Consider the following 14,944-nt stretch of genomic DNA (forward strand, 5'->3'; position numbering starts at 1 on the left):
CCGGGCGTTCGCCCCCACCCCTTAGGCTGCGCCCGTGGGGGACCTACTCGAGCAGATCAACGACGTCGCGGTCGACCTCGGCGGATCGCCCTGGGTGTATCTCGTGGTGCTGGCGTTCGCTGCGATCGACGCGTTCTTCCCACCGCTTCCCAGCGAGTCGATCGTCGTGGCGCTCGCCGCGATCGGCGCCAGTACGGGCGAGCCTGACCTCGTCGCCTTGGCCCTCGCGGCCGGAGCCGGGGCCTTCCTCGGTGACAACTTCACGTACCGCGTCGGGCGTGCGATCGGCGTCGAACGATTCTCCCTCGACGAGCGGCCCCGACTCCGCCGCGCCGTGGCGCGGGCGGAGCGCGAGCTCGACCGACGGGCGGCGTTCCTGATCCTGACGGCCCGCTACATCCCGGTCGGGCGCACCGCGGTCAACCTGACGGCGGGCGCCACCGGGTTCCCGTACCGGCGCTTCCTGCCCCTCAGCGTCCTCGCCGCCAGCTCGTGGGCCACGTACTCCGTGCTGATCGGCGTCGTCGCCGGCACGTGGGTCAAGGAGAACCCCCTGCTGGGCGCCGCCGTGGCGGTGGTCGTCGCTGCCGGCGTGGGCTTCCTGATCGATCAGCTCCTCCAGCGCACGTACCGCCGCGAGGACGCCGAGAGCGACGAGCCGGAGCCCGGCCCCACGTCTCGCTGAGGACCACCAGCGGATCGCTCGCGGTGACCCTCGTCTCACGATCCGTCGAGATGTCTCACATCTTGGAATCGGTCGGAGGCGTCCGAGAACTTCCCTAGGTTTTTCGGAGGCCGGCACCGTCTCGTGCCGGTACCGACGACCGGAGGACCCCCCACCATGAGCCTGACCCGACGCCCCCGTCACGCGTCCGTGGCCATGGCGACCGCCGCCCTGCTGACCCTCGGCGCCTGCGCCAGCGCGGCGGGGAACGGCGGCGACGACGGCCGGGAGGTCGTGGACCTCGTGGGCTTCGCTGTGCCCGAGGCGGCGAACAAGGCCATCGAGGCCAGGTTCAACGAGACCACCGAGGGCGAGGACATCGACGTCCGCGGCTCGTACGGGCCGTCGGGCGACCAGAGCCGCAAGGTCGAGGCCGACCCGGAGATCGCCGACTACGTGCACTTCTCGCTCGAGGGCGACGTCCAGCGCCTCGTCGAGGCCGGTCTGGTCGCCGAGGACTGGAAGGACAACGAGAACGAGGGCATCGTGTCGCGCTCCGTCGTCGTCCTCGTGGTGCCCGAGGGCAACCCGAAGGACATCCAGGGCTGGGACGACCTGACGCGCGACGACATCTCGATCGTGACCCCCGATCCCGACTCATCCGGTGCCGCACGCTGGAACATCCTCGGCGCCTACGGCCACGCGATCGCCGAGGGCAAGACCGAGGACGAGGCGAGCTCCTTCCTGGTCGACGTCTTCCGCAACGTCGACCAGTGGGCCGCCAGTGGCCGCGAGGCCACGACGGCCTTCGACACCGGCGAGTACGACGTGCTGATCAGCTACGAGAACGAGGCGATCCTCGCCCGTCAGAGTGGCAAGGCGTACGACTACGTCGTTCCCGACGACACGTTGCTGATCGAGAACCCCGGCACCGTGCTGATCGACGCCCCCGAGGCGGCCACGACGTGGCTCGACTTCGTCCTGAGCGACGCCGGACAGACCGAGTTCGTCGAGAAGGGCTTCCGCCCGATCGACGACCTCGACGGCATCGAGGTCGAGGGCGCCAACGACCCGAGCGACCCGTTCCCGACGCCGACGACCCTGCTCACGATCACGGACGACTTCGGTGGCTGGGACGCGGCCAACGCGAAGTTCTTCGACGAGGAGAACGGTCTGATCAAGCAGCTGCGGGACCAGGCCAACCAGGGGTGAGCCAGATCAACGCCGATCGCTCCAGCGACGATCGCCCCGACCCGGCGCCCGCGCCGACTCCTCTGCGCCGGCGCCGCGCTCGGCGTTCCACCCTCACCCCGGCGAGCGGGGTCGGCCTCGGCCTGGCCGTGGTCTGGTTCAGCCTGCTCGTCCTGATCCCCCTCGCCGCGGTGGTCATCGCGGCGGCCGAGGGCGGGTGGGACACCTTCGTGAACACGATCACCGACGGCGACACCGCGGCGGCGATCCGCCTCACGGTCGCCGAGGCGGCCCTCGTCACGATCGTCAACGTCGTGATGGGCACCGTCATCGCCTGGGTGCTCGTCCGCGACCGGTTCCCGGGCAAGCGCATCCTCGAGGTCGTGATCGACCTCCCCTTCGCGCTCCCCACGATCGTCGCCGGCCTGGTGCTGCTGAGCCTCTACGGGCCCGACAGCCCGGTCGGCGTCAACGTCGTCAACAGTCGGCAGGGCATCTTCCTGGCCCTGCTGTTCGTGACGTTGCCGTTCGTCGTGCGCACCGTGCAGCCCGTGCTGCTCGAGCTCGACGCCGACGTCGAGGAGGCGGCCGCCTCGCTCGGCGCCTCCCGCGCCACGACGTTCCGTCGCATCATCCTGCCGGCCCTGGCACCCGCCATCGCCGCAGGCGCCTCGCTCGCGTTCGCCCGGGCCATCAGCGAGTTCGGCTCGCTCGTGCTGATCGCGGGCAACCAGCCGCGAAGCACCGAGGTCGCCTCGCTCAAGATCCTCAAGTACATCGAGGGTGACCAGCAGGCCGCCGCCGCGTCGGTCGCGGTGCTGCTGCTGCTCGTCGCCGTCGTCGTGATCGTGGCGCTCGACCTCATCTCCCGGAGGGTGGCGGCCCGTGGCTGACACGATCGCCACCCCGCTCGACGGCGCACCCACCCGTCCGGCGAAGCGCCGGGTCCGCAGCAGGCGTGGCCCGTTGGCCTACGTGCTGCGTGCCGTCGTCATCGTCTACCTGTTCTTCCTCGTCGTCTGGCCCGTGTCGGTCGTGGTGCAGCGCGCGTTCGCGCCGACCGACGGCAAGCCCGGCGGCATCGGGCCGCTGTGGGAGCGACTCACCGACCCCGCGGCGATCTACGCCTTCAACCTGACGCTGACGGTCTCGTTCTGGGCCGTCGTCATCAACACGGTCTTCGGCGTCGGCATCTCGCTGCTGCTCGTGCGGCACCGGTTCCCCGGCCGCCGCGCGCTCTCGGTCCTGATCGACCTGCCGATGAGCGTCTCCCCCGTCGTGATCGGTCTGGCCCTCGTGCTGACCTACAGCACCTCCCTCGGCATCTTCGGCGACGTGCTGCAGGCCACCGGGCTGCGCATCATCAACTCGACGCCCGGCCTGATCATGGCCACGGCCTTCGTGAGCCTGCCGCTCGTGATCCGCGAGGTCATCCCCGTGCTCGAGGAGGTCGGCGACGACGCCGAGATCGCCGCCAAGAGCCTCGGCGCGAACGCGTGGCAAGCGTTCTGGCGCATCACGCTGCCCACGATCAAGTGGGCCGTCGTCTACGGAGTCGTGCTCAGCGCGGCTCGCGCGATCGGCGAGTACGGCGCGGTCCGCATCGTCAGCCGCGGCGCCGAGTTCAACGGCGAGACCGCCACGCTGCTGATCCAGAACGAGTACGGGGCCTTCAACGAGGCCGCGGCCTATGCCGCTGCCTTCGTGCTCGTCGTCATGGCCGTCCTGGCCCTCGTCGTCATCACCGTCATCCGGCCGCAGGAGTCGCACCGATCATGAGCACCCCATCCGTGAAGAGCCCGCGCGTGAGGAACCCGTCATGAGCATCGAGATCAGCAACGTCAACAAGCACTTCGGCGACTTCGCGGCGCTGACCGACATCAACCTGACGATTCCCACCGGCCAGCTGACGGCGCTGCTCGGGCCCAGCGGCGGCGGCAAGTCGACCCTCCTGCGGGTCATCGCCGGCCTCGAGGAGGCCGACACCGGCACCGTCACGATCGAGGGCAACGACGCCACCGCGCTGCCGGTCCAGAAGCGCAACGTCGGCTTCGTGTTCCAGCACTACGCCGCCTTCAAGCACCTGAGCGTCCGCCGCAACATCGCCTTCGGCCTGGAGATCCGCAAGCGTCCCAAGGCCGAGGTCGACGCCAAGGTCGAGGAGCTGCTCGAGCTCGTGCACCTGACCCAGTGGGGCGACCGCAAGCCGGCTCAGCTCTCCGGTGGCCAGCGCCAGCGCATGGCGCTCGCCCGGGCCCTCGCGATCGAGCCATCCGTGCTGCTGCTCGACGAGCCGTTCGGCGCCCTCGACGCGAAGGTCCGCAAGGAGCTGCGCGACTGGCTGCGACGCCTGCACGACGAGGTCCACGTGACCACGGTGTTCGTGACGCACGACCAGGAGGAGGCCCTGGAGGTCGCCGACCAGATCGTCGTCATCAACGACGGGCGGATCGAGCAGATCGGCACCCCGGACGACCTCTACGACCGTCCGGCCAGCGAGTTCGTGCTGAGCTTCCTCGGCCCCGTCACGCGCCTCGGAGGAGACCTGATCCGGCCGCACGACATCGAGATCTCGCGCTACGAGCAGGCCTCGACGGCCAACGGCCCCATCACGCGGTGGACCCGGGTCGGGTTCGAGGTCCGACTCGAGATCACGCCGGACGACGTCCTGCACCCGGAACCGGTGCAGGTCGCGCTGACCCGGACCGAGGCTCGCGCGCTCGACCTCCATCTGGGCGACCGGGTCTGGCTGCGTCCCGCGGTGGGCGCCCAGTCCGTCACGACCTGACCTCGCGGGCCCGGACGACGCGCCCACCGACGACGAAGATCAGCACGCCCAGGACCGCCAGGCCTGCCCCGACGAGGCTGGGCGCGCGGTAGCCGTACCCGCCGGCGATCACGATCGACCCGAACCAGGCACCGAGGCCGTTGCCGACGTTGAGCGCGGAGTGGTTGAGCGCGGCACCCAGCATCTCGGCGTCGCCCGCCTCGTGCATCAACCGCACCTGGAGGTTGATCGCCACGACCGAGCCGAGCCCGCCGATCGCGAACGACAGGGCCGCCAGCGCGATCGGCACCCCGGCCAGGGGCACCACGAGCACCAGCGTGACGGCCGTCGCGACGAAGCCGAGCACGACCGACCGCTCGACGTCCCAGTCGGCCATGCGGCCCGCGATCCACGTGCCGCCGACCGATCCCACGCCGAACGCGAGGAGGAACAGCGGCACGGCCCCCGCCCCCAGGCCGGCCTCGTCGGTCACGAGCTTCGCGATGTAGGTGTACATCGCGAAGAGCCCGCCGAAGCCGACCATGCCGGCGACGACCGCGACCACGACCTGGGGACGCTTGAGCGCCGACAGCTCCTGGCGCACCGTCGCCTCCGGATTGCCCGGGGTGGCCGGGACGAACGCGAGGATCATGAGCGCCGCGATGGCCGCGATGGCCAGCACGACCCAGTAGGCGCTGCGCCAGCCGAGGTTCTGCCCGAACCACGTGCTGGCCGGCACCCCGGCGACGGTGGCCACGGACAGGCCGAGCATGACCGAGCTGATGGCCCGCCCGCGGTGCTGCGGCGGCACCATCGAGGCCGCGATCAGCGAGGCCACGCCGAAGTACGCGCCGTGCGGAAGGCCGGCGACGAAGCGCGCGAGCATGACCGGCCCGTAGGTCGAGGCGATCGCCGTCATGGCGTTGCCGATGCCCAGCGCCAGTACGAGGGCGACCGCGAGCCCCCGCCGCGGCAGCCGCGCCCCGAGCGAGACGAGCAGCGGAGCGCCGACGACCACCCCGAACGCGTACGCGGTGATGACGTGACCGGTCGTGGGCACCGATTCGCCGATGCCGCGGGCGATGTCCGGCAGCAGGCCCATCGACATGAACTCGGTCGTGCCGATGGCGAACCCGCCCATCGCGAGGGACAGCAGCGCGAGGCCCAGGTGGGGGGCCCGGATGATCGCGACCGCGCCCACGTCCGCGGTGGACACGGGAGCGCCGGACACGGGAGCACCGGACACGATGCGGCTGTCGGAGGTCACCCTTGATTCAAGCCCGTCGCCCTCCCGGGCATTCCACCGGGAGCCCGTTGCGACGGTGGGGGTGGTCACAACCGCTCGGCGCCACACCGACGGCGGGGACCGGTAGGATCGACGGTGGTGAGCCGGGAAGTCTGGTCGGCGGGCGCGTCAGCGCTCTGACGTCGCCGCGACCCCACTCGAGGAGCCCCGTGTCCACCCCTTCCCCGTCCGTCCTCGCCCGCACGAGCGCTTGGCTCTCGCGCGAGACCTCCGGCGGAATCCTGCTCATGATCGCCGCGGTGATCGCGTTGACCTGGGCCAACTCGCCCTGGCGTGAGGCGTACCACGCGCTGACCGAGACCGTCATCGGTCCGAGCGCGATCCACCTCGACCTCGACCTCGCCCACTGGGCCGCCGACGGACTCCTGGCGATCTTCTTCCTCGTCGTGGGTCTCGAGCTCAAGCACGAGATCCGGGTCGGCAGCCTGCGCGACCCCCGCGAGGCCGCCGTGCCGATGCTGGCCGCGGTCGGAGGCATGGCCGTGCCAGCCGCCCTCTTCACGCTCGTCGTGCTGATCGACGGCGGTGGCGACGGACTGGACGGGTGGGCCATCCCCACCGCGACCGACATCGCCTTCGCCCTGGCCGTCCTGGCCGTGCTCGGCCGCGGCCTGCCGCTGGCCCTGCGCACGTTCCTGCTGACGCTCGCGGTGGTCGACGACCTGCTCGCGATCACGATCATCGCGATCTTCTACTCGAGCGACCTCGCGCCGCTGTACCTGCTCGGTGTCGTCGCGGTGCTCGTGGCGTTCCGGTGGGCCGTGACCCGCCGGAAGCTCCGCGCCGTGGTGCTGGTGCCCCTGGGCCTGGTCGCCTGGTACCTGATGCACGAGTCGGGCGTTCACGCCACGGTCGCCGGTGTGCTCCTGGGCTTCTGCGTCCCGGCCGAGCCCGTGCACGGCGAGTCCGAGGCCCGGACGACCCGCCTCACGCACCGCGTCGAGATCGTCTCCTCCGGTTTCGCGCTCCCGGTGTTCGCGTTCTTCTCGGCCGGCGTCACGGTCGTCGGCGAGGTCGGCGCGGTGTTGACCTCCCCCATCGCCCACGGCGTCGTCGCAGGCCTGGTGCTGGGCAAGATCATCGGGGTCCTCGGCACCACGGCCCTCGTCACACGGTTCACGAGCTTCCACCTCGCGCAGGGCATCGGTCTGCGCGACCTCCTGCCCATCAGCCTCCTGACGGGCATCGGGTTCACGGTGTCGCTGCTCATCGCCGAGCTGTCGTACACCGGTGTCGAGAACCTGGCCTCGGCCAAGGCCGCGGTGCTCGGGGCCTCGCTCCTGGCCGCGGTCCTCGGGGCCCTCTCGCTCCGGCACGACGCACGACGTGCCCGCGACGGCGACATGAACCGCGACGGCGTGCCCGACGGCGACCTACCGCGCATCGGCGGCTGAGCAACCTCCGGGTGTGCCGAGTCGCCCGCCTGCGCTACGTTGGCGATGTCGTCCAGGTCACACCGTTCGAGGAGCAGTCGATGAACCCCACCCCGGTCAAGATCGCCGTCACCGGAGCCGCCGGACAGATCGGCTACAGCCTGCTGTTCCGCATCGCGGCGGGCGACCTGCTCGGCCCCGACACCCCCGTGCAGCTGCAGCTGCTGGAGATCGAGCCGGCCCTGAAGTCGCTCGAGGGCGTGGTCATGGAGCTCGACGACTGCGCCTTCCCGCTGCTCGACTCGGTCGAGATCGGCTCCGACCCGCAGAAGGTCTTCGCCGGCGTCAACCTGGCGCTGCTCGTCGGCGCCCGCCCGCGCAGCGCCGGCATGGAGCGCGCCGACCTGCTCGAGGCGAACGGGGCGATCTTCACGGCCCAGGGCAAGGCCCTGAACGAGGTCGCGGCCGACGACGTCCGCATCGGCGTCACGGGCAACCCGGCCAACACCAACGCGCTGATCGCGATGAGCAACGCCCCCGACATCCCGCGTGAGCGCTTCAGCGCCCTGACCCGGCTCGACCACAACCGGGCCCTCAGCCAGCTGCACGGGCGCACCGGAGTGCCGGTCGCCGACATCCGCCAGGTCACGATCTGGGGCAACCACTCCGCGACGCAGTACCCCGACATCTTCCACGCCGAGATCGACGGCCGACCCGCGGTCGACGTCATCGACGACCTCGAGTGGGTCGAGAACACCTTCATCCCCACGGTCGCCAAGCGCGGCACCGCGATCATCGACGCGCGCGGCGCCTCCTCGGCGGCCTCGGCCGCGTCGGCCACGATCGATGCCGCCCACGACTGGCTGCTGGGCTCCCACACCGACGACTGGGTCTCGATGGCGGTCGCCTCCGACGGGTCCTACGACATCCCGGAGGGGCTCATCTACTCGTTCCCGGTCAAGACGTCGAACGGCTCGTGGAGCATCGTCCAGGACCTGGAGATCAACGACTTCAGCCGCCAGCGGATGGACGCCACGGCCGCCGAGCTCGCCGAGGAGCGCGAGGCGGTCACCGCGCTCGGCCTGATCTGACCGACGCCTCAGGCGTCAGGCGTCAGGTCCGGGGTCGATCACGACGCCGAGCACCAGCAGCGAGGCACCGAGCAGCGTCGTCCAGGCGATGTCGAACCCGCGGCTCCGCACCGCCAGCAGTCCCTTGTGCTCCTCCGGCACCACCGCCCGCAGCGTGGCCGACACCAGGAACGTGGCTCCGATGACCAGGATGCCGCGCCGCCAGTACCCGAGGGCGACCAGGCCGAGGCCGAGCATGACGAGCAGCAGCAGCACGATGTAGGCCTGCGTCCCGCGGGACCGCGGGACCAGGGACTTCACGCCCGATCCCGGTCGAGCGCCTTCTCGGTCGCGTCGACGACGTTGGCGAGCAGCATGGCCCGGGTCATCGGCCCCACACCACCGGGATTGGGCGCCACCCAGCCCGCGACCTCGTGCACGTCCGGGTGGAGGTCACCGACGATCTTGTTGTCCTCGTCGCGGCTCACGCCGACGTCGAGCAGGGCCGCTCCGGGCTTGACCATGTCAGCCGTGATGATGCCCGGCACTCCGGCGGCAGCGATCACGATGTCGGCCCGGCGCACCTCGGCGGCCAGGTCGCGCGTGCCCGTGTGGCAGAGCGTGACGGTGGCGTTCTCACTGCGACGCGTGAGCATGAGCCCCATCGGACGGCCCACCGTGATGCCGCGTCCCACGACCGCGACGTTGGCTCCCGCGATCGGGACCTCGTGGCGGCGGAGCAGCTCGATGATCCCGCGCGGCGTGCAGGGCAGCGGGGCGGGCTCGCCCAGCACGAGCCAGCCGAGGTTCGTGGGGTGCAGCCCGTCGGCGTCCTTGGCGGGGTCGATGCGCCCGATCACGGCGTTCTCGTCCAGGCCCCGGGGCAGCGGCAGCTGCACGATGTACAGGGTGCACTCGGGATCGTCGTTGAGCTGGTCGACCGCGGCCTCCACCTCGGCCTGCGTGGCCGTGGCCGGCAGGTCGATGCGGATCGAGCGGATACCGATCTCGGCGCAGTCGCGGTGCTTGGCGCCGACGTACCACTGGCTCCCGGGGTCGTCGCCCACGAGGATCGTGCCGAGGCCCGGGACGACGCCGCGGTCGGCGAGCGCCGCGACCCTCGTCGTGAGCTCGGACTTGATCGCGGCGGCGGCCGCCTTGCCGTCGAGGATCTGCGCAGTCACGGAGACGAGTCTCCCACGACGTCCCCGGGCCCGGCGATGGGCAGGTTTGCCCGGCCGTGGTCCTGCCTGCCCTCTACACTCGTGCGGTCGGGGCGACCCGTCTGCACGGCGGACGGATGAACGAACACACGATCGAGGTCTCCAGGATGTCGCGAGCGCAACTCAGCCAGGTCCGCAGCCGCGCACGACGCGGAGCGCTCCTGGCCGCGGCCATCGAGCTGTTCGCCGAGGGCGGCGCGCGATCGGTGACGCACCGTGCCGTGGCGGCACGCGCGGGCCTGCCCCCGGCCACCACGACGTACTACTTCGCCTCGATCGAGGAGCTCGTGCGTGAGGCCCTCGCCACCCACCTGGCCGGGTGGATCGAGGTGCTGGAGGCGCTGGCCGACGTCGAGATGGATCCCACCCTCGACCTGGCCTCCACCAGCGACTTCGTGACGGGCGTCTTCGCGACCCGCAGCCCCGAGAAGGCCGGCACCGAGCTCGCGATCTACCTGGCGGCGGCCCGCGATCCGCAGCTGAAGGGCACGGCCGCCGAGGCGCTCCAGGCTCTCGAGGACCTCGCCGTGCGCACGTTCGAGCGCCTCGGCATCCTCGGCGCTCGCGACCTCGCCTCCCAGACGGTTGCCCTCATCGCCGGCAGCGCGCTGCGCCGCCAGAGCGCACAGTTCGAGGACGCCGAGGAGGCTCGCCTCCTGACCGCGGCCATCCGTCACCTCGTCGCGGGTCACGTCGACGCGGCCGGTTCCGCCGCCACCACCTGACCCTCGCCGCCGACGAGCGACGCGCCCGTCCCGAGCCTAGGGTCGGGGCATGGCTCGGCTGCGTCGCGTGTCCCCCGACGAACCGGGTTGGTCCCGGGTCCGGCACGGGCGAGGATTTCGCTACCTCGACGTCGACGGCCTGTCGCTGACCCCCGTCGACATCGACCGGTGCAAGCGCCTCGTGATCCCGCCCGCCTGGACCGAGGTCTGGATCTGCCCCTTCGACCACGGGCACCTGCAGGCGGTCGGCACCGACGACGCCGGACGCCGCCAGTACCTCTACCACCAGGAGTGGCGCCGTCGCCGCGACGCCGAGAAGTTCGAGTCGATGGAGGCCTTCGCGCGCTCCCTGATCAAGAACAGGCGCGTCGCGCGCCACGACCTCGGCCGCGAGGAGCCCGACCTGACGCGGTCCTGCGCCGTGGCCTTCGGGCTGCTCGACCTGGGCCTGTTCCGCATCGGCAACGAGCAGTACCGCGCCGCCAACGGCAGTCACGGGCTGACCACCCTCGACCGCGACCACGTGACGGTCGAGGGTCAACGGATCGCCCTGCACTACCCCGGCAAGTCGGGCCAGGTCATCGACGGCTCGGTCCGCGACGAGCGCCTCGCCCACGCCGTGTGCGCGATGCTCGAGCGCGACGGCGGCACGGATCGCGCCTTCGCCTGGCACGACGACCGGGGGTGGCACGACCTCGACTCCACGACCGTCAACGCGTACGTCGCCGACGTCCTGGGTCCGGGCTTCACGGCCAAGAACTTCCGGACCTGGCGCGGCACCGTGATCGCGGCCCGGTCCCTCGCACTCGCCGACGCCACGACCGCCACGGCTCGCAAGCGGGCCGTCAGCGCGGCGATGAAGGAGACGGCCGAGCACCTCGGCAACACTCCCGCGGTCGCGCGCTCCTCGTACGTCGACCCACGCGTCGTCGACCTCTTCGAGCAGGGCGTCACGCTCGGCGACACGGCCCTCGGCAAGCGGCGCCGGATCGCTGCGGGTGCGCCCGTGCCGCGGGTCCTGGAGCGGTCGGTGCTCCGGCTGCTGCGACGGGGCGCCTAGGGCGGCAGGGCGGTGAGCCAGCAACCTTCTGGTCCGCCGTGGAGGTTGCTCACGCACCGCCACCGGCCCCCATCGGTGACCCGGCACCCTCCGGCCTCCGGGAAAGGTTGGCTGCTCACCGCCCTGCCCGGCTTCGTGGTCCGTGGCCGCTTGTCCCCCGCCCTCCGCCGTGCAGATCCGCGCGGATCCGACTCAGTGGAAGAAGTGGCGGGTGCCCGTGAAGTACATCGTGACCCCGGCGGCCTTCGCGGCCTCGATGGTCTCGTCGTCGCGGACCGAGCCGCCCGGCTGCACGATGAACGTCACGCCGGCGTCGATCAGGATCCCCGGCCCGTCGGCGAACGGGAAGAACGCGTCGGACGCCGCCACGGCGCCGCGGGCGCGCTCCTCGCCGGCACGCTCGACCGCGAGGCGGCAGGAGTCGACGCGGTTGACCTGCCCCATGCCGATGCCCACGGAGGCACCGCCCTTGGCCAGCAGGATCGCGTTGGACTTGACCGCCCGGACCGAGGTCCAGGCGAACGCGAGGTCGGCGAGCGTGGCCTCGTCGGCCGGCTCGCCGGCGGCGAGGGTCCACGTGCTCGGATCGTCGCCTCCGGTCACGGACCCGTCAGCCTCCACGACGGCGTCGACGCGGTCACGCTTCTGCACCAGGACGCCGCCGCTGACCTGGCGCAGCTCGGTGTCCGGGTACTCACCGAGGTCGGGGGCCTGCAGGATGCGGATGTTCTTCTTGCCCTGCAGCACCTCGACCGCACCGTCCTCGTAGGAGGGCGCGACGATGACCTCGGTGAACACCTCGGCGACCTGCTGGGCCATGGCCACCGAGACCGGGCGGTTGGCCGCGATCACGCCGCCGAAGGCCGAGACCGGGTCGCACGCGTGCGCCCGGGCGTGGGCCTGGGCGATGTCCTCGCCCACGGCGATGCCGCACGGATTGGCGTGCTTGATGATCGCGACGGCAGGACGCTCGTGGTCGAACGCCGCACGGATCGCCGCGTCGGTGTCGACGTAGTTGTTGTAGCTCATCTCCTTGCCGTGGAGCTGCTCGGCACCCGCGAGCCCGCCCGCGTTCGGCGCGACGTAGAGCGCCGCCTCCTGGTGCGGGTTCTCCCCGTAGCGCAGCACGGCCGACTTGTCCCAGGCCTCGCCGACGAACTCCGGCCAGCCGTCCTGGGCGGTGTCGTACGACGCGGCGAACCACGAGGCGACCGCGGCGTCGTAGGAGGCCGTGTGGGCGAAGGCCTGCGCGGCGAGGTGCCGACGCTGCTCGAACGTGAACCCGCCGGACGCGAGCGCCTCACGGACGTCGCCGTAGGCGTCGGGCGACGTGACGATCGCGACCGTGGGGTGGTTCTTCGCCGCGGCCCGCACCATCGACGGCCCACCGATGTCGATCTGCTCGACGCACTCGTCCGGCGTGGCACCCGACGCCACGGTCTCGCGGAACGGGTACAGGTTCACCACGACGAGGTCGAACGGCTCGACGCCGAGCTCGTCGAGCTGCGCGACGTGCGACTCCAGGCGCGAGTCGGCCAGGATGCCGGCGTGCACGCGGGGATGCAGCGTCTTGACCCGGCCGTCGAGGCACTCGGGGAATCCCGTGAGCTCCTCGACCGGGGTCACCGGCACGCCGGCGGCCTCGATCGTCTTCGCCGTCGACCCGGTGGAGACCAGGGAGACGCCGGCCTCGTGCAGCGCACGGGCGAGGTCCTCCAGGCCGGTCTTGTCGTACACGGAGACGAGGGCGCGCTTGATCGGGCGCTGGGTCATCGGGCTTCCTTCGGTTGGGCGGGTGTCACGACGCGACGGCCGTCGATCGAGTGGCCGTCGCGGGCCAGGCGGCCCACCCACTCGACGAGCATGCCGCGCTCGCTGGACTTGATGCGGTCGTGGAGGGAGTCGACGGAGTCGTCGTCCCGCACCGGGACCGCGACCTGGGCCACGATGGGGCCGGTGTCGACCCCCGCGTCGACGACGAACAGCGTGGCTCCGGTGATCTTGACCCCGTGCGCCAGGGCGTCGCGCGGGGCGTGCATGCCGGGGAACGACGGCGACAGCGCGGGGTGGCTGTTGAGCGTGCGGCCACCGAAGCGTGCGAGGAAGGCCGGGCCGGTCAGCTTCATGAAGCCAGCCAGCACGACCAGCGCGGGTGACGCGGCCGCGACCCGTTCCGTGAGCGCCTCGTCCCACGCCGCCCGGGTCGGGAAGTCGCCGACCCGCAGCACGAACGTGGCGATCCCGGCCCGCTCGGCACGGTCGAGCGCCGGGGTGCCGTCGCGGTCGGCGCCGACCGCGACGACCTGCACGCCGTAGGCCGGATCGGCGGTGGCGTCGAGGAGGGCCTGCAGGTTGGTGCCGCTGCCCGAGACGAGCACCACGACGGGAGTCGGGTCAGGCAGCGGGGGCACGGCCCCCACGATAGTGGGCCGCTGCTGCTCCGAATCCGGCGGCCACAGCCATGAACGGGAGGGTCCGGAGCAGGCCGAGCAGCGACTCGGGGCCCACCTCGCTCATGCGCCCCGGGCCCACCGCTCCACCGGACGACCACGCGAGCAGCGCCAGCACGAGGGCTCCGGCCGCGCCGGCGCCGGCGGCCACGCCGACACCGCGCCAGAAGTCGGTCGCCAGGTCGACGTGGCCACGCCGGACCAGCCGCCATCCGGCCCAGCCGGCAGCCACCACCGGCACCAGGGCCAGCAGGAAGGTCCACACCGGGAACTCGCCCGGCGCGGGCAGCGCCGCGAGCACCGGGAGTCCCGGGACCTGGCCCAGGTGGGAGCTCGTGAGGTCGACCGAGGTGCCGGTGCCGACCTGGAAGCCGGACCCGACGAGGGCGGACGTGGCCCACAGCACGAGCGTCGGCACCACGAGCAGGCAGAGCAGACCGAGTGCCACGCCCCCGCCCACGCCGGGGTCGAGCAGGGCCCACAGACTCCCGGCCTGCTGGACGTGGCGCGCGAGCAGGGTCAGCACGATGAGGACCGACACGACCAGCACGACGGACACCGAGATCGCCGCGCCCCGGACGACCGCGAGCACGCCGGGACGACCCTCCGGCCACCACGCGGCCGGAGCCCCGTGCACGCTCACGTAGGCGAGCGCGGACGCGACTCCGGCCAGCACGAACGTGACGAGCGCCGCACGGATCGTGGGGACCGAGATGGCCACGTCGTTCGCGACCGCGGTGACGACCGAGGCGAGCACCGCGTAGACCCCGGCCACCGTGGCGGCGAACGCCGCCGGCTCACCCACGGGCTCCCGGACCTGCCGCCGCGCGACGACCACGACGATCGCCCCGGCGAGCAGGACGCCGCCCCACGGCAGAAGCGTGACGTCGACGCCCTCCACCGTGATCCCGCTCCCCTGCGCCACCAGCCAGACCCGAGCCGCGCCGCGCACGGAACCGAGGCCGGCGTCACCGCCGAGTCCTGCCAGCAGCACGGCGGCGCCGGTGACCAGCCAGCCGGCCACGGCGGCCCAGACCGCGGTCATGGCACCCGGCCACACGGCAGACCGCAGGTCGTCGGGCGAGGTGAGGCGAGCGGGGGAAGGCACGGCACCA

Annotated in this window: 15 protein-coding genes; 9 read left to right on the forward strand and 6 right to left on the reverse strand. The window is 71.9% G+C overall.

All coding sequences use genetic code 11. The features are described from left to right. Positions 1–34: 34 nt before the first annotated feature. From V6S66_RS12040 to V6S66_RS12060, 5 genes are all read left to right on the forward strand, one after another. Complete coding sequence (locus V6S66_RS12040) at positions 35–685, forward strand: DedA family protein (RefSeq protein ID WP_334206981.1); 651 nt, start codon at positions 35–37, stop codon at positions 683–685. Between the two features lie 156 nt (positions 686–841). Continuing rightward, positions 842–1,876: an extracellular solute-binding protein gene (locus V6S66_RS12045; protein ID WP_334206982.1), complete on the forward strand. Its 1,035-nt coding sequence runs from the start codon at positions 842–844 to the stop codon at positions 1,874–1,876. Continuing rightward, a complete protein-coding gene (cysT, locus tag V6S66_RS12050) occupies positions 1,873–2,748 on the forward strand; it encodes a sulfate ABC transporter permease subunit CysT (RefSeq protein ID WP_334206983.1) in 876 nt (291 codons plus the stop codon). The genes V6S66_RS12045 and cysT overlap by 4 nt, the downstream gene beginning before the upstream one ends. Next, the gene (locus tag V6S66_RS12055) at positions 2,741–3,634 is read left to right on the forward strand and encodes a sulfate ABC transporter permease subunit (protein ID WP_334206984.1); all 894 of its coding nucleotides are present in this window, start codon (positions 2,741–2,743) and stop codon (positions 3,632–3,634) included. The genes cysT and V6S66_RS12055 overlap by 8 nt, the downstream gene beginning before the upstream one ends. A 40-nt stretch (positions 3,635–3,674) precedes the next feature. Continuing rightward, positions 3,675–4,643, forward strand: coding sequence for a sulfate/molybdate ABC transporter ATP-binding protein (locus V6S66_RS12060; RefSeq protein WP_334206985.1), 969 nt, complete (start codon positions 3,675–3,677; stop codon positions 4,641–4,643). Here the strand turns inward: V6S66_RS12060 and V6S66_RS12065 are convergent. Further along, a complete protein-coding gene (locus V6S66_RS12065) occupies positions 4,633–5,889 on the reverse strand; it encodes an MFS transporter (protein ID WP_334206986.1) in 1,257 nt (418 codons plus the stop codon). The genes V6S66_RS12060 and V6S66_RS12065 overlap by 11 nt on opposite strands. Positions 5,890–6,077: 188 nt before the next feature. Between V6S66_RS12065 and nhaA the strand changes: the two genes are divergently transcribed. After that, positions 6,078–7,322 carry a Na+/H+ antiporter NhaA gene (gene nhaA / locus V6S66_RS12070; protein WP_334206987.1) on the forward strand — a complete coding sequence of 415 codons (1,245 nt, stop codon included), beginning with the start codon at positions 6,078–6,080 and terminating at the stop codon, positions 7,320–7,322. An 80-nt stretch (positions 7,323–7,402) separates the two neighbouring features. Continuing rightward, the gene (locus tag V6S66_RS12075; RefSeq protein WP_334206988.1) at positions 7,403–8,392 is read left to right on the forward strand and encodes a malate dehydrogenase; all 990 of its coding nucleotides are present in this window, start codon (positions 7,403–7,405) and stop codon (positions 8,390–8,392) included. Positions 8,393–8,407: 15 nt separating this feature from the next. Here V6S66_RS12075 and V6S66_RS12080 read toward each other — a convergent pair whose 3' ends face one another. Continuing rightward, positions 8,408–8,692, reverse strand: coding sequence for a DUF3017 domain-containing protein (locus V6S66_RS12080; RefSeq protein ID WP_334206989.1), 285 nt, complete (start codon positions 8,690–8,692; stop codon positions 8,408–8,410). Continuing rightward, complete coding sequence (locus tag V6S66_RS12085) at positions 8,689–9,555, reverse strand: bifunctional methylenetetrahydrofolate dehydrogenase/methenyltetrahydrofolate cyclohydrolase (protein ID WP_334206990.1); 867 nt, start codon at positions 9,553–9,555, stop codon at positions 8,689–8,691. Before V6S66_RS12085 ends, V6S66_RS12080 begins: the two co-directional genes overlap by 4 nt. A gap of 146 nt (positions 9,556–9,701) precedes the next feature. Here V6S66_RS12085 and V6S66_RS12090 point away from each other — a divergent pair, with 146 nt between their 5' ends. Continuing rightward, entirely contained in the window at positions 9,702–10,319 is a 618-nt protein-coding gene (locus V6S66_RS12090) for a TetR/AcrR family transcriptional regulator (RefSeq protein ID WP_334206991.1), read from the forward strand. Between the two features lie 49 nt (positions 10,320–10,368). Beyond that, complete coding sequence (locus V6S66_RS12095; protein ID WP_334206992.1) at positions 10,369–11,379, forward strand: DNA topoisomerase IB; 1,011 nt, start codon at positions 10,369–10,371, stop codon at positions 11,377–11,379. A 192-nt stretch (positions 11,380–11,571) separates the two neighbouring features. On the opposite strand, the gene purH is transcribed toward V6S66_RS12095, so the two are convergent. From purH to V6S66_RS12110, 3 genes are read right to left on the reverse strand one after another with little or no spacing between them, the layout of a single operon-like run. Next, on the reverse strand, positions 11,572–13,152 hold the full coding sequence (gene purH / locus V6S66_RS12100; RefSeq protein WP_334206993.1) for a bifunctional phosphoribosylaminoimidazolecarboxamide formyltransferase/IMP cyclohydrolase: 1,581 nt from the start codon (positions 13,150–13,152) through the stop codon (positions 11,572–11,574). Continuing rightward, positions 13,149–13,799 (reverse strand): phosphoribosylglycinamide formyltransferase, encoded by a 651-nt coding sequence (purN, locus tag V6S66_RS12105; RefSeq protein ID WP_334206994.1) that lies wholly within the window; start codon positions 13,797–13,799, stop codon positions 13,149–13,151. The genes purH and purN overlap by 4 nt, the downstream gene beginning before the upstream one ends. Continuing rightward, complete coding sequence (locus V6S66_RS12110) at positions 13,774–14,937, reverse strand: cell division protein PerM (protein ID WP_334206995.1); 1,164 nt, start codon at positions 14,935–14,937, stop codon at positions 13,774–13,776. Before V6S66_RS12110 ends, purN begins: the two co-directional genes overlap by 26 nt. Positions 14,938–14,944: the final 7 nt, after the last annotated feature.

Source organism: Aeromicrobium sp. Sec7.5 (assembly GCF_036867135.1).
Classification (GTDB): domain Bacteria; phylum Actinomycetota; class Actinomycetes; order Propionibacteriales; family Nocardioidaceae; genus Aeromicrobium.

What these genes read in the sequence shown, in the direction of transcription:
- V6S66_RS12060 (WP_334206985.1), top strand. Translation starts at nt 3,675, where the DNA reads ATGAGCATCGAGATCAGCAACGTCAACAAGCACTTCGGCGACTTCGCG.
- V6S66_RS12075 (WP_334206988.1), top strand. Translation starts at nt 7,403, where the DNA reads ATGAACCCCACCCCGGTCAAGATCGCCGTCACCGGAGCCGCCGGACAG.
- V6S66_RS12095 (WP_334206992.1), top strand. Translation starts at nt 10,369, where the DNA reads ATGGCTCGGCTGCGTCGCGTGTCCCCCGACGAACCGGGTTGGTCCCGG.
- V6S66_RS12090 (WP_334206991.1), top strand. Translation starts at nt 9,702, where the DNA reads ATGTCGCGAGCGCAACTCAGCCAGGTCCGCAGCCGCGCACGACGCGGA.
- V6S66_RS12045 (WP_334206982.1), top strand. Translation starts at nt 842, where the DNA reads ATGAGCCTGACCCGACGCCCCCGTCACGCGTCCGTGGCCATGGCGACC.
- purH (WP_334206993.1), bottom strand. Translation starts at nt 13,152, where the DNA reads ATGACCCAGCGCCCGATCAAGCGCGCCCTCGTCTCCGTGTACGACAAG.